Source organism: Xanthomonas sp. NCPPB 1068 (assembly GCF_041479385.2).
GTDB classification, from domain to species: domain Bacteria; phylum Pseudomonadota; class Gammaproteobacteria; order Xanthomonadales; family Xanthomonadaceae; genus Xanthomonas; species Xanthomonas cannabis.
The window spans coordinates 2279000-2298652 of sequence record NZ_CM192986.1; the positions used below are offsets into that span (position 1 = coordinate 2279000).

The 19653-nt window shown below is 61.4% G+C and carries 20 protein-coding genes; all 20 read right to left on the bottom strand.

The window, feature by feature from the left end; genetic code table 11:
- Window positions 1–97 precede the first annotated feature (97 nt).
- Window positions 98–652 carry a class I SAM-dependent methyltransferase gene (locus ACCQ12_RS09685; protein WP_047696127.1) on the bottom strand — a complete coding sequence of 185 codons (555 nt, stop codon included), beginning with the start codon at window positions 650–652 and terminating at the stop codon, window positions 98–100.
- Entirely contained in the window at window positions 649–2520 is a 1872-nt protein-coding gene (locus ACCQ12_RS09690) for a class I SAM-dependent methyltransferase (protein WP_184372515.1), read from the bottom strand. Before ACCQ12_RS09690 ends, ACCQ12_RS09685 begins: the two co-directional genes overlap by 4 nt.
- A 197-nt stretch (window positions 2521–2717) precedes the next feature.
- Entirely contained in the window at window positions 2718–4241 is a 1524-nt protein-coding gene (locus ACCQ12_RS09695) for an FkbM family methyltransferase (protein ID WP_372383473.1), read from the bottom strand.
- Window positions 4238–4861: an LbetaH domain-containing protein gene (locus tag ACCQ12_RS09700; protein ID WP_047696133.1), complete on the bottom strand. Its 624-nt coding sequence runs from the start codon at window positions 4859–4861 to the stop codon at window positions 4238–4240. Before ACCQ12_RS09700 ends, ACCQ12_RS09695 begins: the two co-directional genes overlap by 4 nt.
- Complete coding sequence (locus ACCQ12_RS09705) at window positions 4851–5996, bottom strand: aromatic ring-hydroxylating oxygenase subunit alpha (protein ID WP_047696135.1); 1146 nt, start codon at window positions 5994–5996, stop codon at window positions 4851–4853. The genes ACCQ12_RS09700 and ACCQ12_RS09705 overlap by 11 nt, the downstream gene beginning before the upstream one ends.
- 267 nt (window positions 5997–6263) lie before the next feature.
- Window positions 6264–6911 (bottom strand): NeuD/PglB/VioB family sugar acetyltransferase, encoded by a 648-nt coding sequence (locus tag ACCQ12_RS09710; protein ID WP_047696137.1) that lies wholly within the window; start codon window positions 6909–6911, stop codon window positions 6264–6266.
- The gene (locus tag ACCQ12_RS09715; protein ID WP_184372521.1) at window positions 6908–7687 is read right to left on the bottom strand and encodes an SDR family NAD(P)-dependent oxidoreductase; all 780 of its coding nucleotides are present in this window, start codon (window positions 7685–7687) and stop codon (window positions 6908–6910) included. The genes ACCQ12_RS09710 and ACCQ12_RS09715 overlap by 4 nt, the downstream gene beginning before the upstream one ends.
- A complete protein-coding gene (locus ACCQ12_RS09720) occupies window positions 7684–8442 on the bottom strand; it encodes an SDR family NAD(P)-dependent oxidoreductase (RefSeq protein WP_047696140.1) in 759 nt (252 codons plus the stop codon). The genes ACCQ12_RS09715 and ACCQ12_RS09720 overlap by 4 nt, the downstream gene beginning before the upstream one ends.
- 2 nt (window positions 8443–8444) lie before the next feature.
- Window positions 8445–9485 carry a ketoacyl-ACP synthase III gene (locus ACCQ12_RS09725; RefSeq protein ID WP_372383474.1) on the bottom strand — a complete coding sequence of 347 codons (1041 nt, stop codon included), beginning with the start codon at window positions 9483–9485 and terminating at the stop codon, window positions 8445–8447.
- Window positions 9486–9490: 5 nt separating this feature from the next.
- Complete coding sequence (locus tag ACCQ12_RS09730; protein WP_042822332.1) at window positions 9491–9715, bottom strand: acyl carrier protein; 225 nt, start codon at window positions 9713–9715, stop codon at window positions 9491–9493.
- Window positions 9716–9779: 64 nt separating this feature from the next.
- The gene (locus ACCQ12_RS09735; protein WP_047696145.1) at window positions 9780–10889 is read right to left on the bottom strand and encodes a DegT/DnrJ/EryC1/StrS family aminotransferase; all 1110 of its coding nucleotides are present in this window, start codon (window positions 10887–10889) and stop codon (window positions 9780–9782) included.
- A gap of 120 nt (window positions 10890–11009) precedes the next feature.
- A complete protein-coding gene (locus tag ACCQ12_RS09740) occupies window positions 11010–12494 on the bottom strand; it encodes a sigma-54 dependent transcriptional regulator (RefSeq protein WP_228335618.1) in 1485 nt (494 codons plus the stop codon).
- Window positions 12487–12870, bottom strand: coding sequence for a response regulator (locus tag ACCQ12_RS09745; protein WP_005997154.1), 384 nt, complete (start codon window positions 12868–12870; stop codon window positions 12487–12489). Before ACCQ12_RS09745 ends, ACCQ12_RS09740 begins: the two co-directional genes overlap by 8 nt.
- Before the next feature lie 8 nt (window positions 12871–12878).
- Window positions 12879–14282: an RNA polymerase factor sigma-54 gene (rpoN, locus tag ACCQ12_RS09750; RefSeq protein WP_184557614.1), complete on the bottom strand. Its 1404-nt coding sequence runs from the start codon at window positions 14280–14282 to the stop codon at window positions 12879–12881.
- A gap of 247 nt (window positions 14283–14529) precedes the next feature.
- The gene (locus ACCQ12_RS09755; protein WP_003482986.1) at window positions 14530–15162 is read right to left on the bottom strand and encodes a response regulator transcription factor; all 633 of its coding nucleotides are present in this window, start codon (window positions 15160–15162) and stop codon (window positions 14530–14532) included.
- A 69-nt stretch (window positions 15163–15231) separates the two neighbouring features.
- Window positions 15232–15798: a PilZ domain-containing protein gene (locus tag ACCQ12_RS09760; protein ID WP_372383475.1), complete on the bottom strand. Its 567-nt coding sequence runs from the start codon at window positions 15796–15798 to the stop codon at window positions 15232–15234.
- Complete coding sequence (locus ACCQ12_RS09765) at window positions 15798–16091, bottom strand: hypothetical protein (protein ID WP_104580607.1); 294 nt, start codon at window positions 16089–16091, stop codon at window positions 15798–15800. The genes ACCQ12_RS09760 and ACCQ12_RS09765 overlap by 1 nt, the downstream gene beginning before the upstream one ends.
- 8 nt (window positions 16092–16099) lie before the next feature.
- The gene (gene fliS / locus ACCQ12_RS09770) at window positions 16100–16513 is read right to left on the bottom strand and encodes a flagellar export chaperone FliS (RefSeq protein ID WP_047696154.1); all 414 of its coding nucleotides are present in this window, start codon (window positions 16511–16513) and stop codon (window positions 16100–16102) included.
- Window positions 16514–16663: 150 nt separating this feature from the next.
- Complete coding sequence (gene fliD, locus ACCQ12_RS09775; RefSeq protein ID WP_372383476.1) at window positions 16664–17989, bottom strand: flagellar filament capping protein FliD; 1326 nt, start codon at window positions 17987–17989, stop codon at window positions 16664–16666.
- Between the two features lie 270 nt (window positions 17990–18259).
- Window positions 18260–19459 carry a flagellin gene (locus ACCQ12_RS09780; RefSeq protein WP_372383477.1) on the bottom strand — a complete coding sequence of 400 codons (1200 nt, stop codon included), beginning with the start codon at window positions 19457–19459 and terminating at the stop codon, window positions 18260–18262.
- Window positions 19460–19653 lie beyond the last annotated feature (194 nt).

Below are 19653 nucleotides of genomic sequence, written 5' to 3' on the forward strand. Positions count from 1 at the left end.
ACGGTCAACTGTAGGTGAGCCACCGTGCTTGGGTCCGCTCGGTTGATCCGGTTCCTGCTCGTAGAGGCGTCGAGCTAGCGAATAGCGAACGTTGCAGTCAGATTTCTGCAGTGTCGGTCTGCTTTAGAGAGGTGGCAGCTTCTCGCCGCGCAATCAAATTCAGGTGCCAAGGCTCGCTGTCCGGGCCTTCTGCCAGTCTTTGCACATCGGTGAAGCCGATATCGGTGAGCAGGGACATCAAAGATTGCTCGGTGTAGCCCCAACGATGCGCATCTTCCCTACTGCCTCCTCGTGTCTCGTCACGCCAACCCCAGAACCCGGCGAATGCATGCAAGTTCTGGTCCGCCAGGGAGCTGCGCTCCAAGCCGAGAAGTTGGCGCGCATGGAATGTAATGTCGGGGACAATCACATGCAGCATGCCCGCGGGTGCAAGTAGCGCGTGCCAGTGCGTCAATGTCGCAAGCGCATCATTTGGATCAAGATGCTCCAACATGTGCCGGGAATAGATCTCCGCAACGCTACCGGGAGCAGCGATCGTGATCGCTCCTGCATCACAAACGTGGTCGGTAGCTTCAGTCTGCCTGGAATCAATATTGATATAGCCGTCCAGTCGTTTTGAAGCACACCCGACGTGTAGCTTGAGCTGATTCATAGGTTGCTGATCACACAGACAATGTGAGAGGCGTTGTCGTGCCGAATCGAAATATCGTAAATGCGATAGTCGGGAGACTGTTGCAGGAAGAGATGAAGCCAGACGTCCGGCGGAAAGATCGAGACATGGCTATGACCATCGTCGTAGCAGGCGATGACATGAAAATTAAAGCGAGCTGTTCGGTGCAAAGATCGTGTCAACTCGGCCAGCTCATGGGTCTGGATATGCTCAAGAACATCGGCAGAACAATTAAGGTCGACATGCTCCAATGTGGAGCTGGTTAGATCCTGTTGGGAAAACTCGATGTTGTCGCCTTCTGGAAAGTCTGGCGACCTAGCCCAATCCAGACCGATAACGCGAGGCACGGACTTCGCGATTTCGGCGACAAAGGCACCATTTCCGCAGCCAACTTCTCGTACGTTCGCAAACCGACCTTCGGCAAGAAATTTGGTGTACGGCATAAGCCAGTTGTTGCGTTGAAACAGCGGGTTGTTTTCATGTAAACGTTGGTAGTACGCCGCGTCCAACACCTTGTTTGCATATTCGGCAGGAGCACTATTTTCACTTAATGCATGCCCGATCGACGTGTAGGTCGCAGCGAGCCTTGTATAGAGCGAAATGGAAAGTTCCTTGTGAAGATCAGCGTCTTTCGAAGTTCCGCGCTTTATTCCTCCATTCATGGGTGCGCTGCCGCCCTCAATCGTGCTTTCGATCTGTTCAAGACGCTGATGAACCAGTCCTCCCCCCGATCGGATAAATGCCTCAACCGGAAAGCTGCGTTCCCAAAGCATGACTTTGGAATAGTCCCACCAATGATCCAATGTTTCGCGAGCATGATGATGTGCCAATGCGGGCAAAGCGGGGAGGCGTGGCGCTGCACGTTCGGGGCATAACAACTGGTGCCAGAATGTTGGCGAAAGCAATGTCTGGAAATGGATCTGCTCGTAGGCTTGGCTATCGTCGTGACCTTGCTGGGCAAGCGGGACAAATGGTTGATAAAGCATATGGGCGGTTTTATCGAACCATTTGGCTTCTTGCAGCAGGCCCGATGAAATGCCTACCAGCTCAACATTCTCGCGCGTACCGAGAATCTGGTAAGCATTGTGCAGGCAGCGGATCGGGGATTGGCCGGTGATTCGCTGTAGCGTTGCTATCTCCTCGCTCGCGGCATCTTCGGCCATAGGATGCGCTTTGTACAGAAGACGCCTGCCTGCGCATAATGTCCGCAACTGATCAGAAAAGTCCGCACACTTTAATACATGCCCGTCAGCAGAAATCAATGATGCATCGTATGGCGCCTGACCGACAAAGACGATGCCGCCGTCCAGTGGAGTAAAGGAATAGCTGCGCTCGTCATGCAGGCGGCGCTGATGCATTCGCACGTTTGCTGCGAGTGTTGCGGCTTCGAGACGTAGTTCCTCCGAGGTAACGGTATGCGTGGACACACGCTTGGTCATCAACTGCTGCGAACTACGCAGCCCCACGTACAGATCACGCGCGAAGCGAAGCGGCGAGACACGGATATCGAGGAAAGGGATGCTCGCCTGAGTGCAAAAATCCATCAGCCATGGCGGCATTTCAAGTGAAATTAGTAGGTCGCATGGTGGTAAGTGTTGCTTCAAATATTCTTCGGCCCGTTGCGGCAGCTGGTAGTAGTGCTTAGACCAAGAGCCAGAATCGGAAAATGCGAGTCGGCGAAAATAATCCAGATCAAAGCTCTGATAACGACAGTAGTCGCTATCGAGCGCAAAACCGATCTCGATTCCTGAGCCCTGTAAAATAGGCTCTCTGATCAGATCGAAAAAAGCTTCCGGAAAGACGCGCGTATCTCTTAGTAAGTCTGGAACAAGAATGATGCTGGTGGTCATCTCAAAATTTATCCAATGCGGGCGCTTCTACTATTCGACATGAAGAATAATGTCGTAGAAGAAAATTGTCAGCGCCCCGTAAAATGGATCCAGCCATGGCCGGAGGTCTTCGGGGATTCAGGAGGGGCGGAGTTGAAGAGAAAAATTCGAGGGCGTCAGTCATCGCTCCATCTTTTCCAAATCGCAATTTCCTTGGCTTACTCCGCCCAAGGTGGCGGCGCGGCACCGGCGACGGGCGATGCATACAAAACGAGGTCGTAGTAGTGGCCGGGAGAGTGCTGGCGTAGACGGAAGTGATAGCCATCCACCAGTTTGTCCAGTTGCCCCACGATATCCAGTAGATCCTGGGCGTAGTGGTACACGCAAATAGCCATACGGGGGCGCTGAGTACGGATGAGGTGAGATGCGCCTTCAAGTGCCCTGGCTTCAAACCCTTCGATGTCCAACTTCAGTAGCGTCAGCTTTTCCAATTCGTCGTCCAGGCGTGTAGTAGCCACGGAGATACCGCCATACGGCGAGACATGGCTGGAAACCGTGCCGGTCTCCTCGAAGCGCAGCGTCGTCTGTTCGTTGGAGATGGCTTTTTTTATGGCCTTGAAGTTATGCGGGGGAAGGGGGAGGGCTCTGGCGATGCCCTCCAGTTTCTGAAGGTTGATGCTATCCGGTTCAAAGGCGGTGATGCTTTCGTAGCGATAGCGGGATGCTGCTAGAAACCTGTGGACGATGGGGCCCTGGAAGGCTCCGCCATCGCAGAAATGTTCACGCTGCCCCAGCTGGAAGGTACTGCTATCGGCGAATTCTGAAAAGTACTCGTTGATCGGCGTAGCCCAGCAGTCCAACAGGAGGCTGGAATCGTAGGTCAGGCGGAACAACAGGTTGCTGTAGAGCGTAAAAACGCTCAAATCGTCGTCCAGTCGATCCGCAAAACGCAGAAATTCGTCCAGGCGCGCAAGCGTCCGCTGACGGTATACCTGGGCAGGCTCATATACGGCGAGTAGACCACAGTGAGCAACAACCAGGCAGGCATCTACCCTTTCAATGCCTGCTTGTTCGCAGAGCTTGCGTGCCAGACCGGATTCTCCCGGGCTGTAGGAAAAATCGATAGCCAATGCCTGGGAGTGCTGGGCCGCTCGTTCGATGAACTGGCGCGAACTCCAGCGCGGCACCCCATGAACGGTGTCGCTGTCGCTTGGCTGGTCAACAATGGCTGCGATAACATGGCTGGAGTGCTGGAAGATCTTTGGACCATAAATGTTGCCAATGCCCGAGCGCGGATGGAGCAGAAAGAGGGGGCGCTGCTCAAAGCGTGGGATCAGCGGATCCAGGGAAGGCGCAACGCTCAGTTGCTCGATACCCGCACTGGTGCAGAGGTCGGTTGCAAACGCCCGTCCACGCGGGCTGCAAGAGAAATCGATAGCGATCGCATCGGCATACTGTCCCGCCTTGGCAAGAAACTCCTGACTGCTCCAGCGCGGCGCGCCGTGGATGCGGTCCAGGTGGATGCTTTGGTCATCAATTGCGGCAACAACATGGCGCAGGTGGGCAACGACCCTGGGGCCATGCACAATGCCTGCATAGGACTCGGGAGCGACGAGGAATACAGGACGGTTGGCAATCGCGGGTAGGCGCGCAATGACATCCTCGAGTGCAGGGCGCTCCTGCTCCGCAATACGGAGAATCCGTTGGCGAAGCTGCTCATTTCTTGCGTTCATGAACGTCATCTTTCGTAGGTATGAATGGGGGCGTCGTAGCGGACGTCGAAATAAGTCTTGGCAGGCACGTCCTCGCGGTAGGCACGCGGCCAACCTAGTTCGCAGCTTCGTCCCACTTTGACGCCCCCACTCACGATGGTGCCGGTGCGCAGGATGCTGTTGCCGCCGATCTCGACGCCCGCGCCGATTTGCACACCATTCTCTATCCAGCATGAAGATTTGACGCGGCATGCCGGTCCGAGATGCGCGCCGGCATGAATGACGGTGTTGTAGTCGATCCTGCACCCGTGCCCGACGACAGCATTGGCACCCACGAATGCGTTGAGCCCGATGACCGTGTCAGAGCCGATGGCTGCGCTGACATGGATGAAGGGCTCCAGCTTGAAGCCACGTTCCATTGCCGCCTGCATCAGTTCTAGGCGCTTGAAGTTGCCGAAGCGTTCGTCGAACGCCACGAACATGGCCCCGTCGGTCGGAGTCAGTCCATCCAGCACGCCCAGATCGAATTCGTGTTCCGCGTCTTGTATCACATCGATCCTGATGACCGTCTCGTCCTGACGCGCCTGCTTCCAGGCGTGAAAGGCCAGGTCGAGATATGCGCTGCTACCGATGATCCACCTAGATTTCATGTTCGGTCTCCATCAGCAGCGTGTACCAGCGTTCGACTAGGCGATTCATGGATTCATAGGCTCCCTGGGTGGGTAGCGGCGAGTCGGTGTGCAATGCCGCCTGCACCCGTTCCATGATGTCCACGTCTTCACCCACCACCACCTTGCTGCCGTGCATCTGTGCCAGGAGTACTTGGCTGGAAGAACCGTAAGGCTGTTTCCTGCGTGCGCTAAACCAATAGATTTCCAGGTCGGTCCGGTCCGGTGCGACGGGGATGTGGTGTTCCAGTGTGAAGGAATAACCGCCGTTGGGACTGGCAATATGCAAGTTCGGGAAGGCCAGCCAGTTGAAGTAGGCGTCCTGCTTGCCCCAGCGTTCTACCTTCTCGTGCCAGCCGAAGTGCTTGAGGTTGGGGATGGGCGCTTCCGGGCCGCCGAAACTGAAGCGGCGCATCTCGCGCCTCAAGGCAGCGGTCGAGCTGTCTTGCAACGCTTCCATGGACTCCTTGGCTTGCTCTTCGTTTACTTCGGCAACGAAGCTGACGCTCTTGGCTAAGGTCTTGGGGTGGACGAAGCGCGGGTGATTGGCATCCCGAAGATTTTCGTAAGCGAGCTTCCAGTTGTACCGGCCACGCCATGTGGTCACCATGACCTCGGTGTCATAGGCGCTGGAACTACTTTCCAGCAAGGCGATGAAGTCAGGCGAAAACTGCTCCTCGATTGGCATTGGATTGGCATCGAGGTTGACAAACAGCAGGTTGCCGATGGCGCGCAGTGAGAATTCGCGCATCTTCAAGTTGTCCTTTTCACTATCGTCCAGGCGGTAAATCGCATCGCAGTCCGGGATGTTCTTTACCCGGCCTTGGTCGTCGTAACTCCAGGCGTGGTAGGGGCACACAAGAGGCCGGCAACCGATAGCACCGGTTTGAATCAATGCACTGCGGTGGAGGCAGACGTTCTCGAACGCACGGATTTTGCCGTGGAGGTTCTGGATCACCAGGGGGATGCCTGCGATCTTGCGGGTGATGAAGTTGTTGTTCTCCGTCAGTAGGGTCTTCAGGCCGGTGAAAAGCCAGACCTTGCGAAAAATCTTTGCCTGCTCACGGGCAAAAATCTCTGGTGACAGGTAGTACCTGGGGTGCATTCGTGAGCGCATGAGTCACTGCCTTGTCAAATGTCTTTCTGGAACACGATGCGGGCAGGGTTGCCGAACACGCTGGTGCCGGAGGGCACGTCCTTCACCAGGACCGAACCGGCGCTGACCATCGTCGATGGGGGATGTAATGCACGAATACTTGCAGCGACGCGCTGTACCAGTACCGGGACGAATGCGACTGAAAAGCCGCGTGCACTCCAGCTCGAAGGTTTGTGTGCGCGTGTAATACGTGGAGTCGAGTGCGCTACGTGTCACAACTAGTCAGGCCTATCGGGTGAAGATGACACGCGCCGGATTGCCCGCTACGGTGCTGTTGGAAGGCACATCCCTCACCACTACACTGCCTGCGCCGATGATCGCTCCATCGCCGATCTTGACGCCAGGAACTAGCGTGGAGTGAGGATGGATGATCACGTCGTCACCGATGCTCACACCACCGCCGATGAAGACAAAGTTGCCAATCTGCACAAAATTCCCGATTACCACATCATGACCGATGATAGTTGTCGACAGCACGGTGACGAACTCACCGATGCGGCTGTCGGCCCCGATGGACACGCCGACCTCGAACAGGCTGCCGCGCCCGATCGGCGTGGGTGATGCTTCACGCAGGCGCGGCCGCAATACCATGAAGTGAGCGCCACGCTCGATCAACGGGCGGGTGTAGCGACGACGTGCGGCAGGATCGCCCAGCGCGCAGATGAAGTGATCGTTCTCGACGACCTGGTAGCTGTCTGGGTCCCCGAGAATCGGCCATCGCGTCGTAGTGCCGAGCTCGCTACGGCTATCCAGAAATCCTTTGATCTCCCAATCGGTTCCGTACTCGGGATCGTCGTTGTAGGCCATGGCTGCCACACCCCTGCCAAAGCCGCCCGCGCCGATGATCAACACCTGATAGCGTGGTCGACTGCTCATGCGAACTCAACGCCGCCATCCATACTGAAAGCCTGGCCGGTCACTTTGCTACTGGCGTCGGAGAGAAAATACAGACAGGCCAGTGCCACGTCGTTCGGGTCGCCGATGCCCAGCGGATAACGCTTGCGGCTTTCCTCGAACCAGGCCTTGTCCTCATTTATCAAGGATGTCTCCACCAGGCCGGGGCACAGCGCATTGGCGCGAATCTTCCGCCGCGCCAGTTCCAGTGCCAACGGGCGCAAGGTACCGATCAGAGCGGCTTTCGAGCCTGCGTAGGGGCCGACGCCGACTGTGCCGGTGAGCGCGGCGATGGATGAAATGAACAGCACCGAGCCGCCAGTGCGTAGCGACTGCCGCGCCAGCAGATGCCGTGTAAGCATCACCGGTGCTATGTAGTTGATGTCCATCACCTCGCGCAGAAATTTGTCGCTGACCAGCTTCATCGGCGACAGCCCGCGAATACCGGCGCTGTGCACCACGCCGTCGACGGGCCCGCAGTCAGCAGCGAGCTGTTGCACGGCAGCCGCATCGCTCAGGTCGCCAGCGAACAGGCGGTGCCCATCGCCCGGCAACGCGGCGAGCGTGGCTTGCAGGCGTTGCTCGTCGCGCCCTGCAATCAGCAGCTGCGCGCCCGCGTTGGCGCAGGCCAGCGCCACTGCTTCACCGATGCCTTTGGACGCACCAGTGACCAGCACGGTCTTGCCTCGCAATCCATACAGATCGCGCAGCAGGGCGGAGACGGTGTCCGAAGCGGGCATGGATGTGTCAAGGCTCATAAGCGGATCGGCAGGGAGATGCCGCCATCGATGGTCAAGGTGCTGCGAGTAATCCAGCGGCTGGCAGCCGAGAGCAGATAGGTCACGCCTTTTGCGACGTCATCCGGATCGATGCGGCCCAGCGGCGTTAGCCCGATCTTGTCATCCATGTCCGCAGCCGTGCCCAGCTTTTTCAGCATGGGTGTGTCGACATAGCCTGGCGCCACGCAGTTCGCGCGCAGGCCATGCTTGGCCTGTTCCAGAGCAAGCGTGCGCACCGCTGCTTCGAGCGCGGCCTTGGACGCCGCATAGCCTGCTGCCGCCTGCGGCGCAGCGCGTGCCGAGAGTGCAGTCACATAGACCAGCGATGCGGAGCCGAGCAAACGCTTCTTTGCCAGCAACTGCTGAGTCAGGCTGACTGGCGCCAGATAATTCACCGACAGCATCTGCTGCAGGTGTTTTTCGGCAGCCATCCGAAACGGCACCAAGGCGGCAATGCCTGCGCACGATGCCAGCCCGTGATAGCCCGTCGTCGCGTCTACCAGCCGCTTGCGGGTCGCTTCGTCGGTGAGGTCACCTGCCAGCACGTTGTGACCGGTGCCGTGCAATGCCGAGGCCACGGCAGTCAAGCGGGCTTCGTCGCGTCCGGTTAGTACCACGGTCGCGCCGAGCCTGGCACACATTGCCGCGACCGCCGCTCCGATGCCCGAAGAGGCACCGGTCACCAAAATGGTCTTGTCTTGCAGCCCGAATGTGTCAGTGCTCGCAGCAGTCATGCTCACGACTCGATCAAATCAGGAAACACCGCACCGTCGATATCCAATAGGCAACTGCCCCAGGACAAGCCGATGCCGAAGCCGCACAGCAACACGCGCTTGGGTCCGGCTTCCAGTTCCTTGTTGATGCGTGCGGTCATGGTCACCGGCAACGAGGCGCCGCTGGTGTTGCCGAAGTCGCGCAACGTTGAAGGCACTTTTTCCACCGGCAGGCCGAGCTTCTTGCGAATGGTCTCGTTGATCATGCGGTTGGCTTGGTGGAACACAAAGTAGTCGATCTCATCCTTGGAAACGCCGGTATAGTCGAGCAGTTTCTGTACCGCAGGCGGAATACGTTGGGTAGAAAAGCTCAGCACTGCCACGCCATCCAGTTGCAGGTCCACGCCACGTTTCCACGCACCCTCCGGCTCATCGCGATAGGGCACCAAGTGCTGGATGCCGACCGGCTCACGGTGCCCACCCACCGGCAGGATGATAGCTTTGTAACCGCTCCCGTCGCTGTTGAGGTCGAAATACATCGGCGGCGCGTCGGCGCTGAACTCCAGCGCTGTGGCAGTACCGGAATCGGAAAAGATCGGATCTTCCAGGTTGGCGCTGCGGTCGCCGACCAGCAGCAGGCCCTTCTTGACACCGCCGGCGGCGATCATCGAGCCGAGCAGGTTGATGCCGAACGGGTAGGCTGAGCAGCCCAGATTGACGTCGAAGGCGACAGTGGCATGCGACAGCCCCAGCCGATCCTGCAGAATGATGGCAGTGGCCGGAATCGGATAATCCGGCGACTGCGTTACCACGATCAGCGCATCGATCTCCTCGCGCTTCCACTGCAGTTTTTCCAACAACACCTCCGTCGCATCGAAGGCCAGGTCGGAAAAGCATTGCCATTCCGACGCCATGCGGCGCGTCTCGATGCCGATGTTGCGCACCAGGCGCTCACGCTCTGAACGGATCTGCGGCCGGCAATCGGTGAGATTGGACACGACCCCCTTCGGCACGCAGGTCGCCATGCCGGCAAAGCGGACGTTGTGCAGCGTAGAGGTCGGCATGGTGCTTACGCCTCGGTCAGTTTGTAGAGATCGCCCACGGTGACGGCGGCAGTGAGATCTTCGCCCGTGATGGTCTTGCCGTATTCCATGTCGAACATCACGATCACGCCGAGCGCCGCCAGCGAATCCCATTCCGGCAATTCCAGCAGCACAGTGTCCAGCGTGACCTCCACCGGCTCCTGGAAGTCGGTGGCGGAGAGGAAGTTCTCGATAAATGTTGCCTGGGTCATGCGATCTCGCCTGGTTGCCTGTTGAAGATGCGGGAGTCTGGAAACACGGTGGTGCGTGTTGCGGTCATGTGGCCTGTTCGCCGGCGATGATGTCGGCGATGGTATCGACCTGATCGGCGGTCAGGCCGGGAAAGATCGGCAAGCACAATACTTGCGCGGCCACCGAACGCGCTACCGGCAACCATGCCGGCGCGGACGAGGGGAGCGCGCGATACATCGGGAAGTCGCTGATCAACGGATAGAAGTAACGCCTCACCAGAATGCCGTGTTCGCGCATCAACTGATACAGGGCATCGCGCGACAGCGGGTAGTCGTCCTGCACCAGGATCGGAAAATACGCGTAATTGGCGCTGGACTGTTGCGGGCGTGCCACGCACTGGATGCCACGCACCTCGCTGAGCCGCTGCCGATACTGCGCATCGATGGCGCTGCGTTGCGCAATGGCCTCGTCGATGTGCTTGAGCTGCAGCAGGCCGAACGCTGCGCTGATCTCGTTCATCTTGCCGTTGATGCCCGGTGCCACCACCGTGGTTTCGTCGACGAAGCCGAAGTTCTTCAAGTGCCCGATGCGCTGGTAGGTTTTTTCGTCCGGGCAGACAATCGCGCCACCTTCGAAGGTGTTGAACACCTTGGTGGCATGAAAGCTCAACACGCTCAGGTCGCCGTGGCGCAGGATCGAGCCGCCCTCATCGCGCACCCCGAAGGCATGTGCAGCGTCGTAGATCACCTTCAGGTTGTAGATGTCGGCGATGCGCGTGATCGCGCTGGTGTCGCAGGCAGTGCCATAGCAGTGCACCGGCATGATCGCAGTGGTCTGCGGGGTGATGGCCGCTTCGATCTTGGACGGGTCCATGTTGAGCGTGACCGGGTCGATGTCCACGAACACCGGGGTAATGCTTTTCCACAACAACGAATGCGCCGTGGCCACGAACGAGTAGGGCGTGGTGATCACTTCGCCAGTGATGCGCAGCGCCTGCAATGCGGTGATCAAGGCAGTGGTGCCATTGGTCAACAGCGCCAGATGCGGCACACCCAGGTAGGCGCACAACGCCTGCTCCAGGGCGCGGTGCATCTCGCCACCGTTGCTGACGATGCGGCTGGTCCAGATCCGTTCCAGGTACGGCAGAAACTCTTCCAGCGGCGGCAGCAGCGGACTGGTGACGGGGATGGGCATCAATGCCTCGCTGGTGCGGGTGGATGTCGGGATTCCGCCGCAGCCGATGGCTGCGGACGGTGTACGCCTGAGGAAGCAAGCGCTATGCCAGCGGGCAGCACCTTGCGTGCGTCGGCACGCTCAATTGGCCAGCTCGGTCTGCTCGCGGTCGATGCCGTACTTGCGCAGCTTTTCGACCAGCGTGGTGCGGCGCAGGCCCAGGAGTTGCGCTGCGTGGGCCACCACGCCCTGCGTACGTTCCAGCGCCTCGTTGATCAAGGCCAGTTCGATGTTGGCCATATGGCCGCGCAGGTCGATGCCGTCGTCGGGCAGGCTGGCGGCCGAGGCCGGTTCCGCATCGGCGGGCTTGGGCTGCAGCGTGACCACATTGCTCGGCAGTGCAGCCACGTCGGTGGGCGCGGCCACCAGTGCCGGCTCCGGCGGCAACTCGACCGGAATGGCCGAGGCGAAATCGCCGCGATAGCGCGCCGGCAGATCCTGCACGCGCACCAGCCCGCCCGGGTGCAGCACAGCCAGGCGCTCCACCAGGTTGGTCAGTTCGCGCACATTGCCGGGCCAGTCATAGCTGCGCAGCGCCTGCAGGGCTTCCTCGGCGAAGCGCACTTCGCCACGGCCGGTACGCGCCAGCTGCCCGGCAATCGTCTGCACCAGCATGGCCAGATCGTCCACGCGCTCGCGCAGCGCCGGCATCTCGATCGGGAACACGTTGAGACGGTAGAACAGGTCCTCACGGAACTGGCCGTCGCTGATGCGCGCTTCCAGGTTGCGGTGGGTGGCAGCGATCACGCGCACGTTGCAGCGGATGGTCTGGCCGCCGCCGACGCGTTCGAAGCTGCGCTCCTGCAGCACGCGCAGCAGCTTCACCTGCATGGGCAGGCTCATGTCGCCGATCTCGTCCAGCAGTAGGGTGCCGCCTTCTGCCATTTCGAAGCGGCCCTTGCGCGCACTCAGGGCGCCGGTGAACGCGCCTTTCTCATGGCCGAAGAGTTCGCTTTCCAGCAGGTCCGGCGGGATCGCGCCGCAATTGATGGCGACGAACGGCCCATCACGGCGCGGCGAGTGCTGGTGGATGGCACGTGCCACCACTTCCTTGCCGGTACCGGACTCGCCCAGCACCAGCACGGTGGTGTCGAATGCGGCCACCTGGTCGATCAGCCGGCGCAGGCGGGTCACCGCCTCGCTGTTGCCGGTTGGCCCGGTGTCCTGTTGCACGCCGGCCTGATGCTCGGCATCCAGCCGCTTGAGGCTTGCGCGGCGCAGCAGGGCTTCCAGCTGCGCGTGCCGCAACGGGGTGTCCAGCGCCCAGACATTGGCTTCGTGCAGGCCGTGGGTCTGCGCGAACGTGACCGGGCTGCCTTCCATCAGCAGCACCGGCGGCGGCAGCTTGGCATCGGCCAGCCAATCGAAGAACTTGTCGGCCTGCGCCGCATCCTGCGCCGAACCCACCATCACCGCCATCCATTCGTCGTGGCGATGACGGCCAGGATTGATGTCGGCGCCGTCGGTGACCCAGCGGGGATTGAAGTCCATGAATTCGAGCAGCGACACGGTGCGCTCGGCGCGCACGGCGTCACTGTCGATCAGCAGAATGCGGGACTCACTCATTCCTGGCTCCTTCCGTCAGGCCCTCCAGGATTGGCATGACTTCCTGGATATAGGACAGCTTGCTGACAAAATTGTCAGCACCCGCGCGAAGAGCGTGTTCACGATGCTCGGCATCGTCGAAGTGGCTCGCGATGACAATATACGGCGGATCGTCCTGCGTCTTGATCAGACGCGTGGCCTGCAGCCCGCCCATCTCGGGCATCGCCAGGTCCATCAGCACGACGTTGGGGCGCAGCGACTCAGAGCGCTCGATCGCTTCCAGCCCATTGGCGGCACTGCCCACGATGTTGAGCCACTCCACTTTGCGAAAATGACGCATCGCAGCGTTGATGAAGCCCTCGTGGTCGTCGACCAGCAGCACGGTGAGTTTGCTCATAGTAATCCTTATCCTGCCCGGGCAAGCAGCGGTTTGTTGGTGCGGCGGCGCTCACGTGCCGGGGCGATGTCGAGTTGTTCGCGGTACTTGGCCACGGTGCGGCGCGCAATGTTAACGCCTTGCCGCGACAGCAGACCGGCAATGGCTTCGTCGGCCAGCGGCCGGCCGGCCGGCTCGCTTTCGATCAAGCGGCGCACCATTGCCTTGACTGCCTGGCCGGAGACGCTGGCGCCTTCCAGGCGCACGGCGAAGAAGTGTTTGAGTTCGAAGGTTCCGCGCGGCGTCTGTAGGTACTTGCCGGTGGTGATGCGCGAAATGGTCGATTCGTGCATGCCGATCTCGTCGGCGATTTCCTTCAGTGTGAGTGGCGCCATCGCTTCCTCGCCACGCGCCAGGAACGCGGCCTGGCGCTCGACGATGGCGCGCGTGGCGCGCAGCAGGGTTTCGTAGCGCATCGACAGCCCGCGGGTCAGCCAGCGTGCTTCCTGCAGCATGTCGCGCAGCGGCTGCCCGGCATCACCTGCGTCGGCCAGCGCGCGTTCGTGCACCGGGTTGATGCTGACGCGGTGGGTGGTGGCCGGATTGAGTGCCACGCGCCAGCTGCCATCGGCATGCCAGGCGAGCACGTCCGGGATCACGCTGGCGTTGCTTTCCTGCAGCAGGTCGTCGCCCGGGCGCGGTTGCAGCGACAGGATCAACCGCACCGCCTCGCGCGCGTCCTCCACTTCGGCATCGTGTGCGCGCGCCAGCACCGCGTAGTCGTGGCTTGCCAGCAGATCCAGATCGCCAGCCAGGATGCGCGCGGCCAGATGCCGTGCCGCGACGCGGCCGGGCAGGGCGGTCAACTGCGCCTGCAGGCATTCGCGCAGATCGCAGGCCCCCAGGCCGGCGGGGTCACCGTGCAGCAGACGTTGGCGGACCGCTTCGACCGCCTCGACCGTCATCCCCAGACGGGTGGCGCCCAGCTGCTGCAGCGTCGCCAGCGCTTCGGTCAGATACCCGGCGTCGTCGGTCTGCTCCAGCCAGAACGCGGCGGCCCCCAATGCCGCTTCGTCCAGGTCCAGCGCCAGTTCGCGCAGGATGCGCACATGCGGGTCGGTGGACTCGCCGGCCGCCACGCGCTGCATGCGGTCATCGTCACCGTCGTTCCAACTGCTGCTCTGCACGTCCCACATCGTGCTTTCCGGCAGCTCGTCGAACGCGGCGATATCGCTGGCGCCATCGTCGTTGGTGGTGGCCTCATCCCCGTGATCGGCCAACTCTTCCAACTCCAGCAACGGATTGGTTTCCAGGGCGCGCCGAATTTCCAGTTCCAACTGCATGCCGTCCAATTGCAACAGACGGATCGACTGCAGCAACTGCGGGGTGAGGTGCAGGTGCTGGCCAAGCTGGGCGGAAATGGTCGTCTTCATGGAAGCGCTTCCGATGGGCGCTGCACGCAGCAGCGATGGAACGCATCTTGCAGGAGAATGCGACGGGTTTCTAATCAGGGAGTCGTGTGAGGTGACTCATGATTTTCCTGACAGCGTGTCAGGAATCCCCTGACGTTTTCGGCGAGCTCGAGCGTGCTTGACGGAATTCCGTCACTGTTTGGGCCGAAGTGGCCCGGATGCGCCTTTCACCATCCTGACAGCCGGGCAAACGGCCTCCGGGAGTTGCTCAGACCAGCTCGTTATGGTGCTTGGCCGCCAGCAGCACAAGATCGTTCGCACGCCGGCAGCCCAACGACTCCATCATGCGCGCGCGATGGGTTTCCACCGTCTTGACGCTGATGCCGAGGTCGGCGGCGATTTCCTTGTTGCTCTGTCCGCGGCCGATCTCGCGCAGGATCTCGCGCTGGCGCGGCGACAGGGCGGCGATGCCGACCGGTTTTTCGCGGCCCAGCATGGGTGCGATCATCTTCGAGGAGATTTGCGGGCTCAGAAATACCTGGCCGGCGGCGGCGGCACGCAGTGCCAGCTCCAGTTCGAGCGGTGCGGCGTCCTTGACCACGAAACCCACGGCACCGCGATCGAGCGCATCGCGGACGTGCACCGGGTCGTCGTGCATCGACATCATCACCACATGCGTGCGCGGCGCGGCGCGTAACACATCGGTCATGGCATCCAGGCCGCTGCGGCCGGGCAGGGACAGGTCCATCAGCACCAGATCCGGGCGATGCAGGGATGTCATATCCAGGGCTTGTTGCGCGTTGCTGGCCTCACCGACGACATCGATGCCGGCGAAGGTTTGCAGCAGCCTGGACAGGCCTGCACGGACAAGGGTGTGATCGTCGACGATGATGACTCGCACGGCGCAGAAGGGACCTTTTTCGGTATAGGGCACCTTAGCTGACCCGGCGCCTGACGCCAACCATCGGGATCAGCGCTGGCGACGGGCGTCGGCGATCTGACGGCGATGCAAGCGAAACAGATGACGTTCCAGCGCGTCCTGCAGACCCGGCGACAGGGGCGCGAACCGCAGCCACAGCCACTGATCGTGACCGTCGCTGGCGCTGACCAAGACCTCGGCGGGAAGCTGTACCAGTTCAGGAAGCCAGTCGGAGGGCTGCAGGCAAACGCTACCGACAGTGCCCGGAGGATGCTTGGTTGCGCAATTCAGGCGGATGCCGCGCACCGACCAGTGCACCAGGTTCTGGATCAGGCCGCTGTCGCCCTGGCGCACCAGGCGGCCGATCAGCGCCAGCATCAGATCGAGTTTGGCATCCATGCGCTGCACCAGCAGCGGCAGGTCGCCGCGGTCTTCGCTGGTCTCTTCGCTGCGCAGGTCTTCCACCTGGCCGAGGCTACGCAGCAGGGTCTCCGCGGCGCTGTGCGCGCCCGCATCGCCACCGGCACGGAAGCCGGCCGGCAGGCGCAGTTCGCAGCTGAGCGTGTCGGCAAACAGCTCGGCCTCGGCCGCTGGCGCGAGTATGCCGAGCGCGGACATCAGATCCGGCCGACCCGTGCGTAGGCGCGGCTGGCCGAGGACGAGGTGCGCTGTGCGCGGATCAGGTCCAGCAGCTTGCGCTGACGCTCGCGCATCATCCGCATCAGGTCCTGGTGCATCGTCAACAGCGTCTGCAGGGCCTCGCGGTCCTGGTCGACGTGCACGTGTTGCGCGTACTGGCGCAGGTGCAGGTCGTGTGCATCCAGCATGGGCGGCATGACTTCGAAGTCCTCGTTCGCCATGGCGATCCGGATGTCGGCCATTTCGGCCTGAAGGCTTTGCACGCTATGCATGGCAGGACTCACGAAACGGCGGAAAGGCCGCGTTGTTCGAGGGGAATGGAGTTCCACGCCGAATCGATTTCGCTGAGCAGATCCAGCGCTTCGGTCAACGCGGTGTCGTCGTTGTGCAGATTGGCTGCGGTCAGGCGCTGCATGACGTAGTCGTACAGGGCCGACAGGTTACCAGCGATCTCGCCGCCGGCTTCGTGATCAAGCGAGCCGTTCAAGTGACCGACGATCGCGCAGGCCTCGCCAATGGCCTTGCCCTTGCGCGCCTGGTCGCCCTGCGCCAGGCAGGCCTGGGCCAGACGGATGCGCTGGCAGGCGCCGGCGAACAGCAGCGACACCAGCTTGTGCGGGTCCGCTTCGGTCACGCTGGTGGACACGCCGACCTTGCGGTATTGCTCGGCGTACTGACGATTGGAACCGTACATGGATGACTCCTCAATGGGCTGACCTTCGCGGGTCCCGGAGCGCTGTGCTCCTGCGACGACGCTCCTGCCGGAAGGCAAGGCCGAAATCACGATAGGCCCTTCTTGTATCGGCAAGACCCTTGCAGGACTTGAGGATCTGCATCACGGAAATCAGCTTGTCAGCAGGCTGCTGAGCGAGCTGGTGCTGCTCTGCAACTTGCTGATCATGGTTTCCATCGCGGTGAACTGCGCGGTGTAGCGGTCGCTGAGTTTTTCCATGCGTGCATCGAGATCGTCCAGGTCCGATTCGTAACCCTTGATGGTCTTGTTCAAGCTGTCCGAACGCAGGGTCAGCGTGCCGTTGGTGACGTTGACGTTGCTGTCGAGCAGCTTGGTCAGAGTGCCGCCGAACTTGCTGTCCTTGCCGAACACCTCGGCCGCGGCGGCGCCGTCGGACGCGATGGCGGTGTCGAACTTGGCGCCGTCGAAACTCATCACCCCATCCTTGTCGATGGTCAGGCCAAGCGCCTTGAGTTCGTTGACGTTGCCGCTGACCTGGCCGCGTAGCTGTTGCTGCAGGCTGCGCACCAGCGAATCGCCGGTTAACGCCGAAGCGGTCTTGGTGGTGGCGTCGTAGCTGCTGCTTTTCGCCAGCAGCGTGTTGGCGGTGTTGTAGGCGGCAGCGAAGGCAGTGAGGTTGCCCTTGAGGCCGCTGGTGTCGGCTGCCACGCCCAGGTTGAACTTGGTGCCTTCGGCCGCCTTGGTGAGATTGAGCACCACGCCTGGCACGATGTCAGTGACGGTGTTGGAGCTGGAGGTGCGCTCGAAGCCGTCCACGCGCACCAGCGCATCGGCCGCGGCCACGGTCTGGTTCAGCCCGCCGGTGACGCCGGGTCCGTAGGTGAGGCTGCTCAGGCTGGGGTCGCTGGCGCTGACGGTCAGCGCGCCCTTGGTGCCCGAATCCACTGCATTGAAGACCAGGTGCTGGCCATCGTTGGCGGTGACCACGCTGGCGGTGACGCCCTTGCCGCCGGCGGCCTTGTTGATGGCCGCAGCGATGTCGGTGAGCTTGTCGGTGCCGCTGATATCCACGGTGACGCTCTTGTCGCCGTAGCCGATGGTCAGGGTGCCGCTACCCACGGTGGCATCGGCAGTGAATGCACCGGAAGCGAGTTTTTGCGAGGTCGCCAGCGACACCACTTCCACCGAATAATTGCCCGGCGCCGCCGAGCTGGTGGTGGTGGCGGTGAAGCCGGCATCGGTCGGCACCGTGGCCTTGTAGGCGTTGGTGTCGGCGCTGCTGACCACCTTGTCCAGCGCAGACTTGAGCGTGGTCATGCTGCTCTTGATCTGGCTGATCGCCGACAGCTGCGTCGTCGCAGCGGTGCCGGCCTTGTTGATACGCGCCTGCTCGGGGTCTTTCTGCCGGGACACCAGGGTGGACACCACGGTAGGGATGTCCAACCCGGAGGCGGAAGTGCTGATCACCGATGCCATGTTGCATTCCTCGTCTGGGCGTCCGAAACAGACGGACGCATGGGATTACGTGACGGGTATCGGCCGCATCCGCGAGGACTTTAGCGGCAGCGACGGATCACGCTCACGGGATGCAGTAATGCAAGTTCCGTACCCGCACAGGGCCGGCGGCCGGCGTCAAAAACCCGTCCGGTCACTTCCCCAGGGCAGCGCCCACAAAAAAGCCCCTCCGAAGAGGGGCTTTGGACTGCTGCGGAGCGCTACCGCATTGCTGCGGCAGATGACTGCAAGTTACTGCAGCAGGCTCAGCACGTTCTGCGGAACCGACTTGGCCTGGGCCAGCATCGCGGTACCGGCCTGCTGCAGGATCTGCGTGCGGGTCAGTTCGGCGGTTTCCTTGGCGTAGTCGGTGTCGCGGATACGGCTACGCGAGGCCGACAGGTTTTCCGAGGTTGCGCTCAGGTTGGCGATGGTGGAGGTGAAGCGGTTCTGCACCGCACCCATGTCGGCGCGCGAGGAGTTGACCGCGGTCAGCGCCTTGTCGACGATTTCCAGGGCCTTCTGCGAGCCGGAGAACGTGGAGATGTCCAGGCTGCTCAGGGTCGAAGCGGTGGAGCCTGAAGCGGCCGAAGCGGTGGTGAGGCCGGCGCCGACGGTGATGCCGGTGGCGCTGGAAGTGCCGGCGGTCAGCGAGGTGAAGTCCTGGCCAGCCTTCAGCGATTCGATCTGCAACGTACCGTCGGTCTTGATCGAAGCGTACATGCCGGTCTGGTCCAGCTTGTCGTTGATCGCCGCAGCAACCTTCTTGTTCACGTCGGCAGCGGTGTCGCCGGAAGCGACCTTGACGTCGGCGATGGTGACGCTCTTCGCAGCGCCGCTGGCGTCATTGAAGGACAGGCTCATGCCGGAGACCGAACCCGACGCGGTGGCGGTGCCGGTCACGCCAGCGCCGGAGACGGCGGCAGCGAAATTGGCCTTGCCCAGCGAATCGACGTTGGCGTCGACGATGCTGTTGATGCCGATGGTCTGGCCGGCGTCGGCGCCGACTTGGAACAGCGCGCCGGAGAAGTCGCCGTTCAACAGCTTGGTGCCGTTGAAGTTGGTCTGGTTGGCAACGCGGTCGATTTCAGCGGTGAGCTGCTTGACTTCGGAGTTCAGCGCGTCACGGTCGGTGGCCGAGTTGGTGGCGTTGGACGACTGCACCGACAGCTCGCGGATACGCTGCAGGTTGCTGCCGATTTCGACCATCGCGCCTTCGGCGGTCTGGGCCAGCGAGATGCCGTCGTTGGCGTTGCGCGAGGCAACGTCCAGGCCGCGGATCTGCGTGGTGAAGCGTTCGGAAATCGCCAGACCGGCGGCGTCGTCCTTGGCGCTGTTGATGCGCAGGCCGGACGACAGACGCTGGATGCTCGTCGACATGCTGGCGCTGCTGGTGTTGAGGTTACGCTGAGCGTTCAGCGACATTACGTTGGTGTTGATTACCTGTGCCATTTTGATTTCTCCTAAGCGATTTTTCCGGCAAGGGGGACTTGCCCGGAGCCTCCGCAGGGGGGCCATCAAGTTGGCCGTTGCCGCTGCTGAGATGAATAACGGCGTTGCGTCGGGAACCTTTAGCGAAATTCAGTATTTTTTTACTGTTTTTCTGCGTCGGGGCGAATTGCGTAAGCGTTGTGCAGCAAGGGGTT

Bases quoted from the DNA above. Each gene is read 5' to 3' on its own strand.
- ACCQ12_RS09685 (WP_047696127.1), bottom strand. From the start codon at position 652: ATGAATCAGCTCAAGCTACACGTCGGGTGTGCTTCAAAACGACTGGAC.
- ACCQ12_RS09690 (WP_184372515.1), bottom strand. From the start codon at position 2,520: ATGACCACCAGCATCATTCTTGTTCCAGACTTACTAAGAGATACGCGC.
- ACCQ12_RS09695 (WP_372383473.1), bottom strand. From the start codon at position 4,241: ATGACGTTCATGAACGCAAGAAATGAGCAGCTTCGCCAACGGATTCTC.
- ACCQ12_RS09700 (WP_047696133.1), bottom strand. From the start codon at position 4,861: ATGAAATCTAGGTGGATCATCGGTAGCAGCGCATATCTCGACCTGGCC.
- ACCQ12_RS09705 (WP_047696135.1), bottom strand. From the start codon at position 5,996: ATGCGCTCACGAATGCACCCCAGGTACTACCTGTCACCAGAGATTTTT.
- ACCQ12_RS09710 (WP_047696137.1), bottom strand. From the start codon at position 6,911: ATGAGCAGTCGACCACGCTATCAGGTGTTGATCATCGGCGCGGGCGGC.
- ACCQ12_RS09715 (WP_184372521.1), bottom strand. From the start codon at position 7,687: ATGAGCCTTGACACATCCATGCCCGCTTCGGACACCGTCTCCGCCCTG.
- ACCQ12_RS09720 (WP_047696140.1), bottom strand. From the start codon at position 8,442: ATGACTGCTGCGAGCACTGACACATTCGGGCTGCAAGACAAGACCATT.
- ACCQ12_RS09725 (WP_372383474.1), bottom strand. From the start codon at position 9,485: ATGCCGACCTCTACGCTGCACAACGTCCGCTTTGCCGGCATGGCGACC.
- ACCQ12_RS09730 (WP_042822332.1), bottom strand. From the start codon at position 9,715: ATGACCCAGGCAACATTTATCGAGAACTTCCTCTCCGCCACCGACTTC.
- ACCQ12_RS09735 (WP_047696145.1), bottom strand. From the start codon at position 10,889: ATGCCCATCCCCGTCACCAGTCCGCTGCTGCCGCCGCTGGAAGAGTTT.
- ACCQ12_RS09740 (WP_228335618.1), bottom strand. From the start codon at position 12,494: ATGAGTGAGTCCCGCATTCTGCTGATCGACAGTGACGCCGTGCGCGCC.
- ACCQ12_RS09745 (WP_005997154.1), bottom strand. From the start codon at position 12,870: ATGAGCAAACTCACCGTGCTGCTGGTCGACGACCACGAGGGCTTCATC.
- rpoN (WP_184557614.1), bottom strand. From the start codon at position 14,282: ATGAAGACGACCATTTCCGCCCAGCTTGGCCAGCACCTGCACCTCACC.
- ACCQ12_RS09760 (WP_372383475.1), bottom strand. From the start codon at position 15,798: ATGTCCGCGCTCGGCATACTCGCGCCAGCGGCCGAGGCCGAGCTGTTT.
- ACCQ12_RS09765 (WP_104580607.1), bottom strand. From the start codon at position 16,091: ATGCATAGCGTGCAAAGCCTTCAGGCCGAAATGGCCGACATCCGGATC.
- fliS (WP_047696154.1), bottom strand. From the start codon at position 16,513: ATGTACGGTTCCAATCGTCAGTACGCCGAGCAATACCGCAAGGTCGGC.
- fliD (WP_372383476.1), bottom strand. From the start codon at position 17,989: ATGGCATCGGTGATCAGCACTTCCGCCTCCGGGTTGGACATCCCTACC.
- ACCQ12_RS09780 (WP_372383477.1), bottom strand. From the start codon at position 19,459: ATGGCACAGGTAATCAACACCAACGTAATGTCGCTGAACGCTCAGCGT.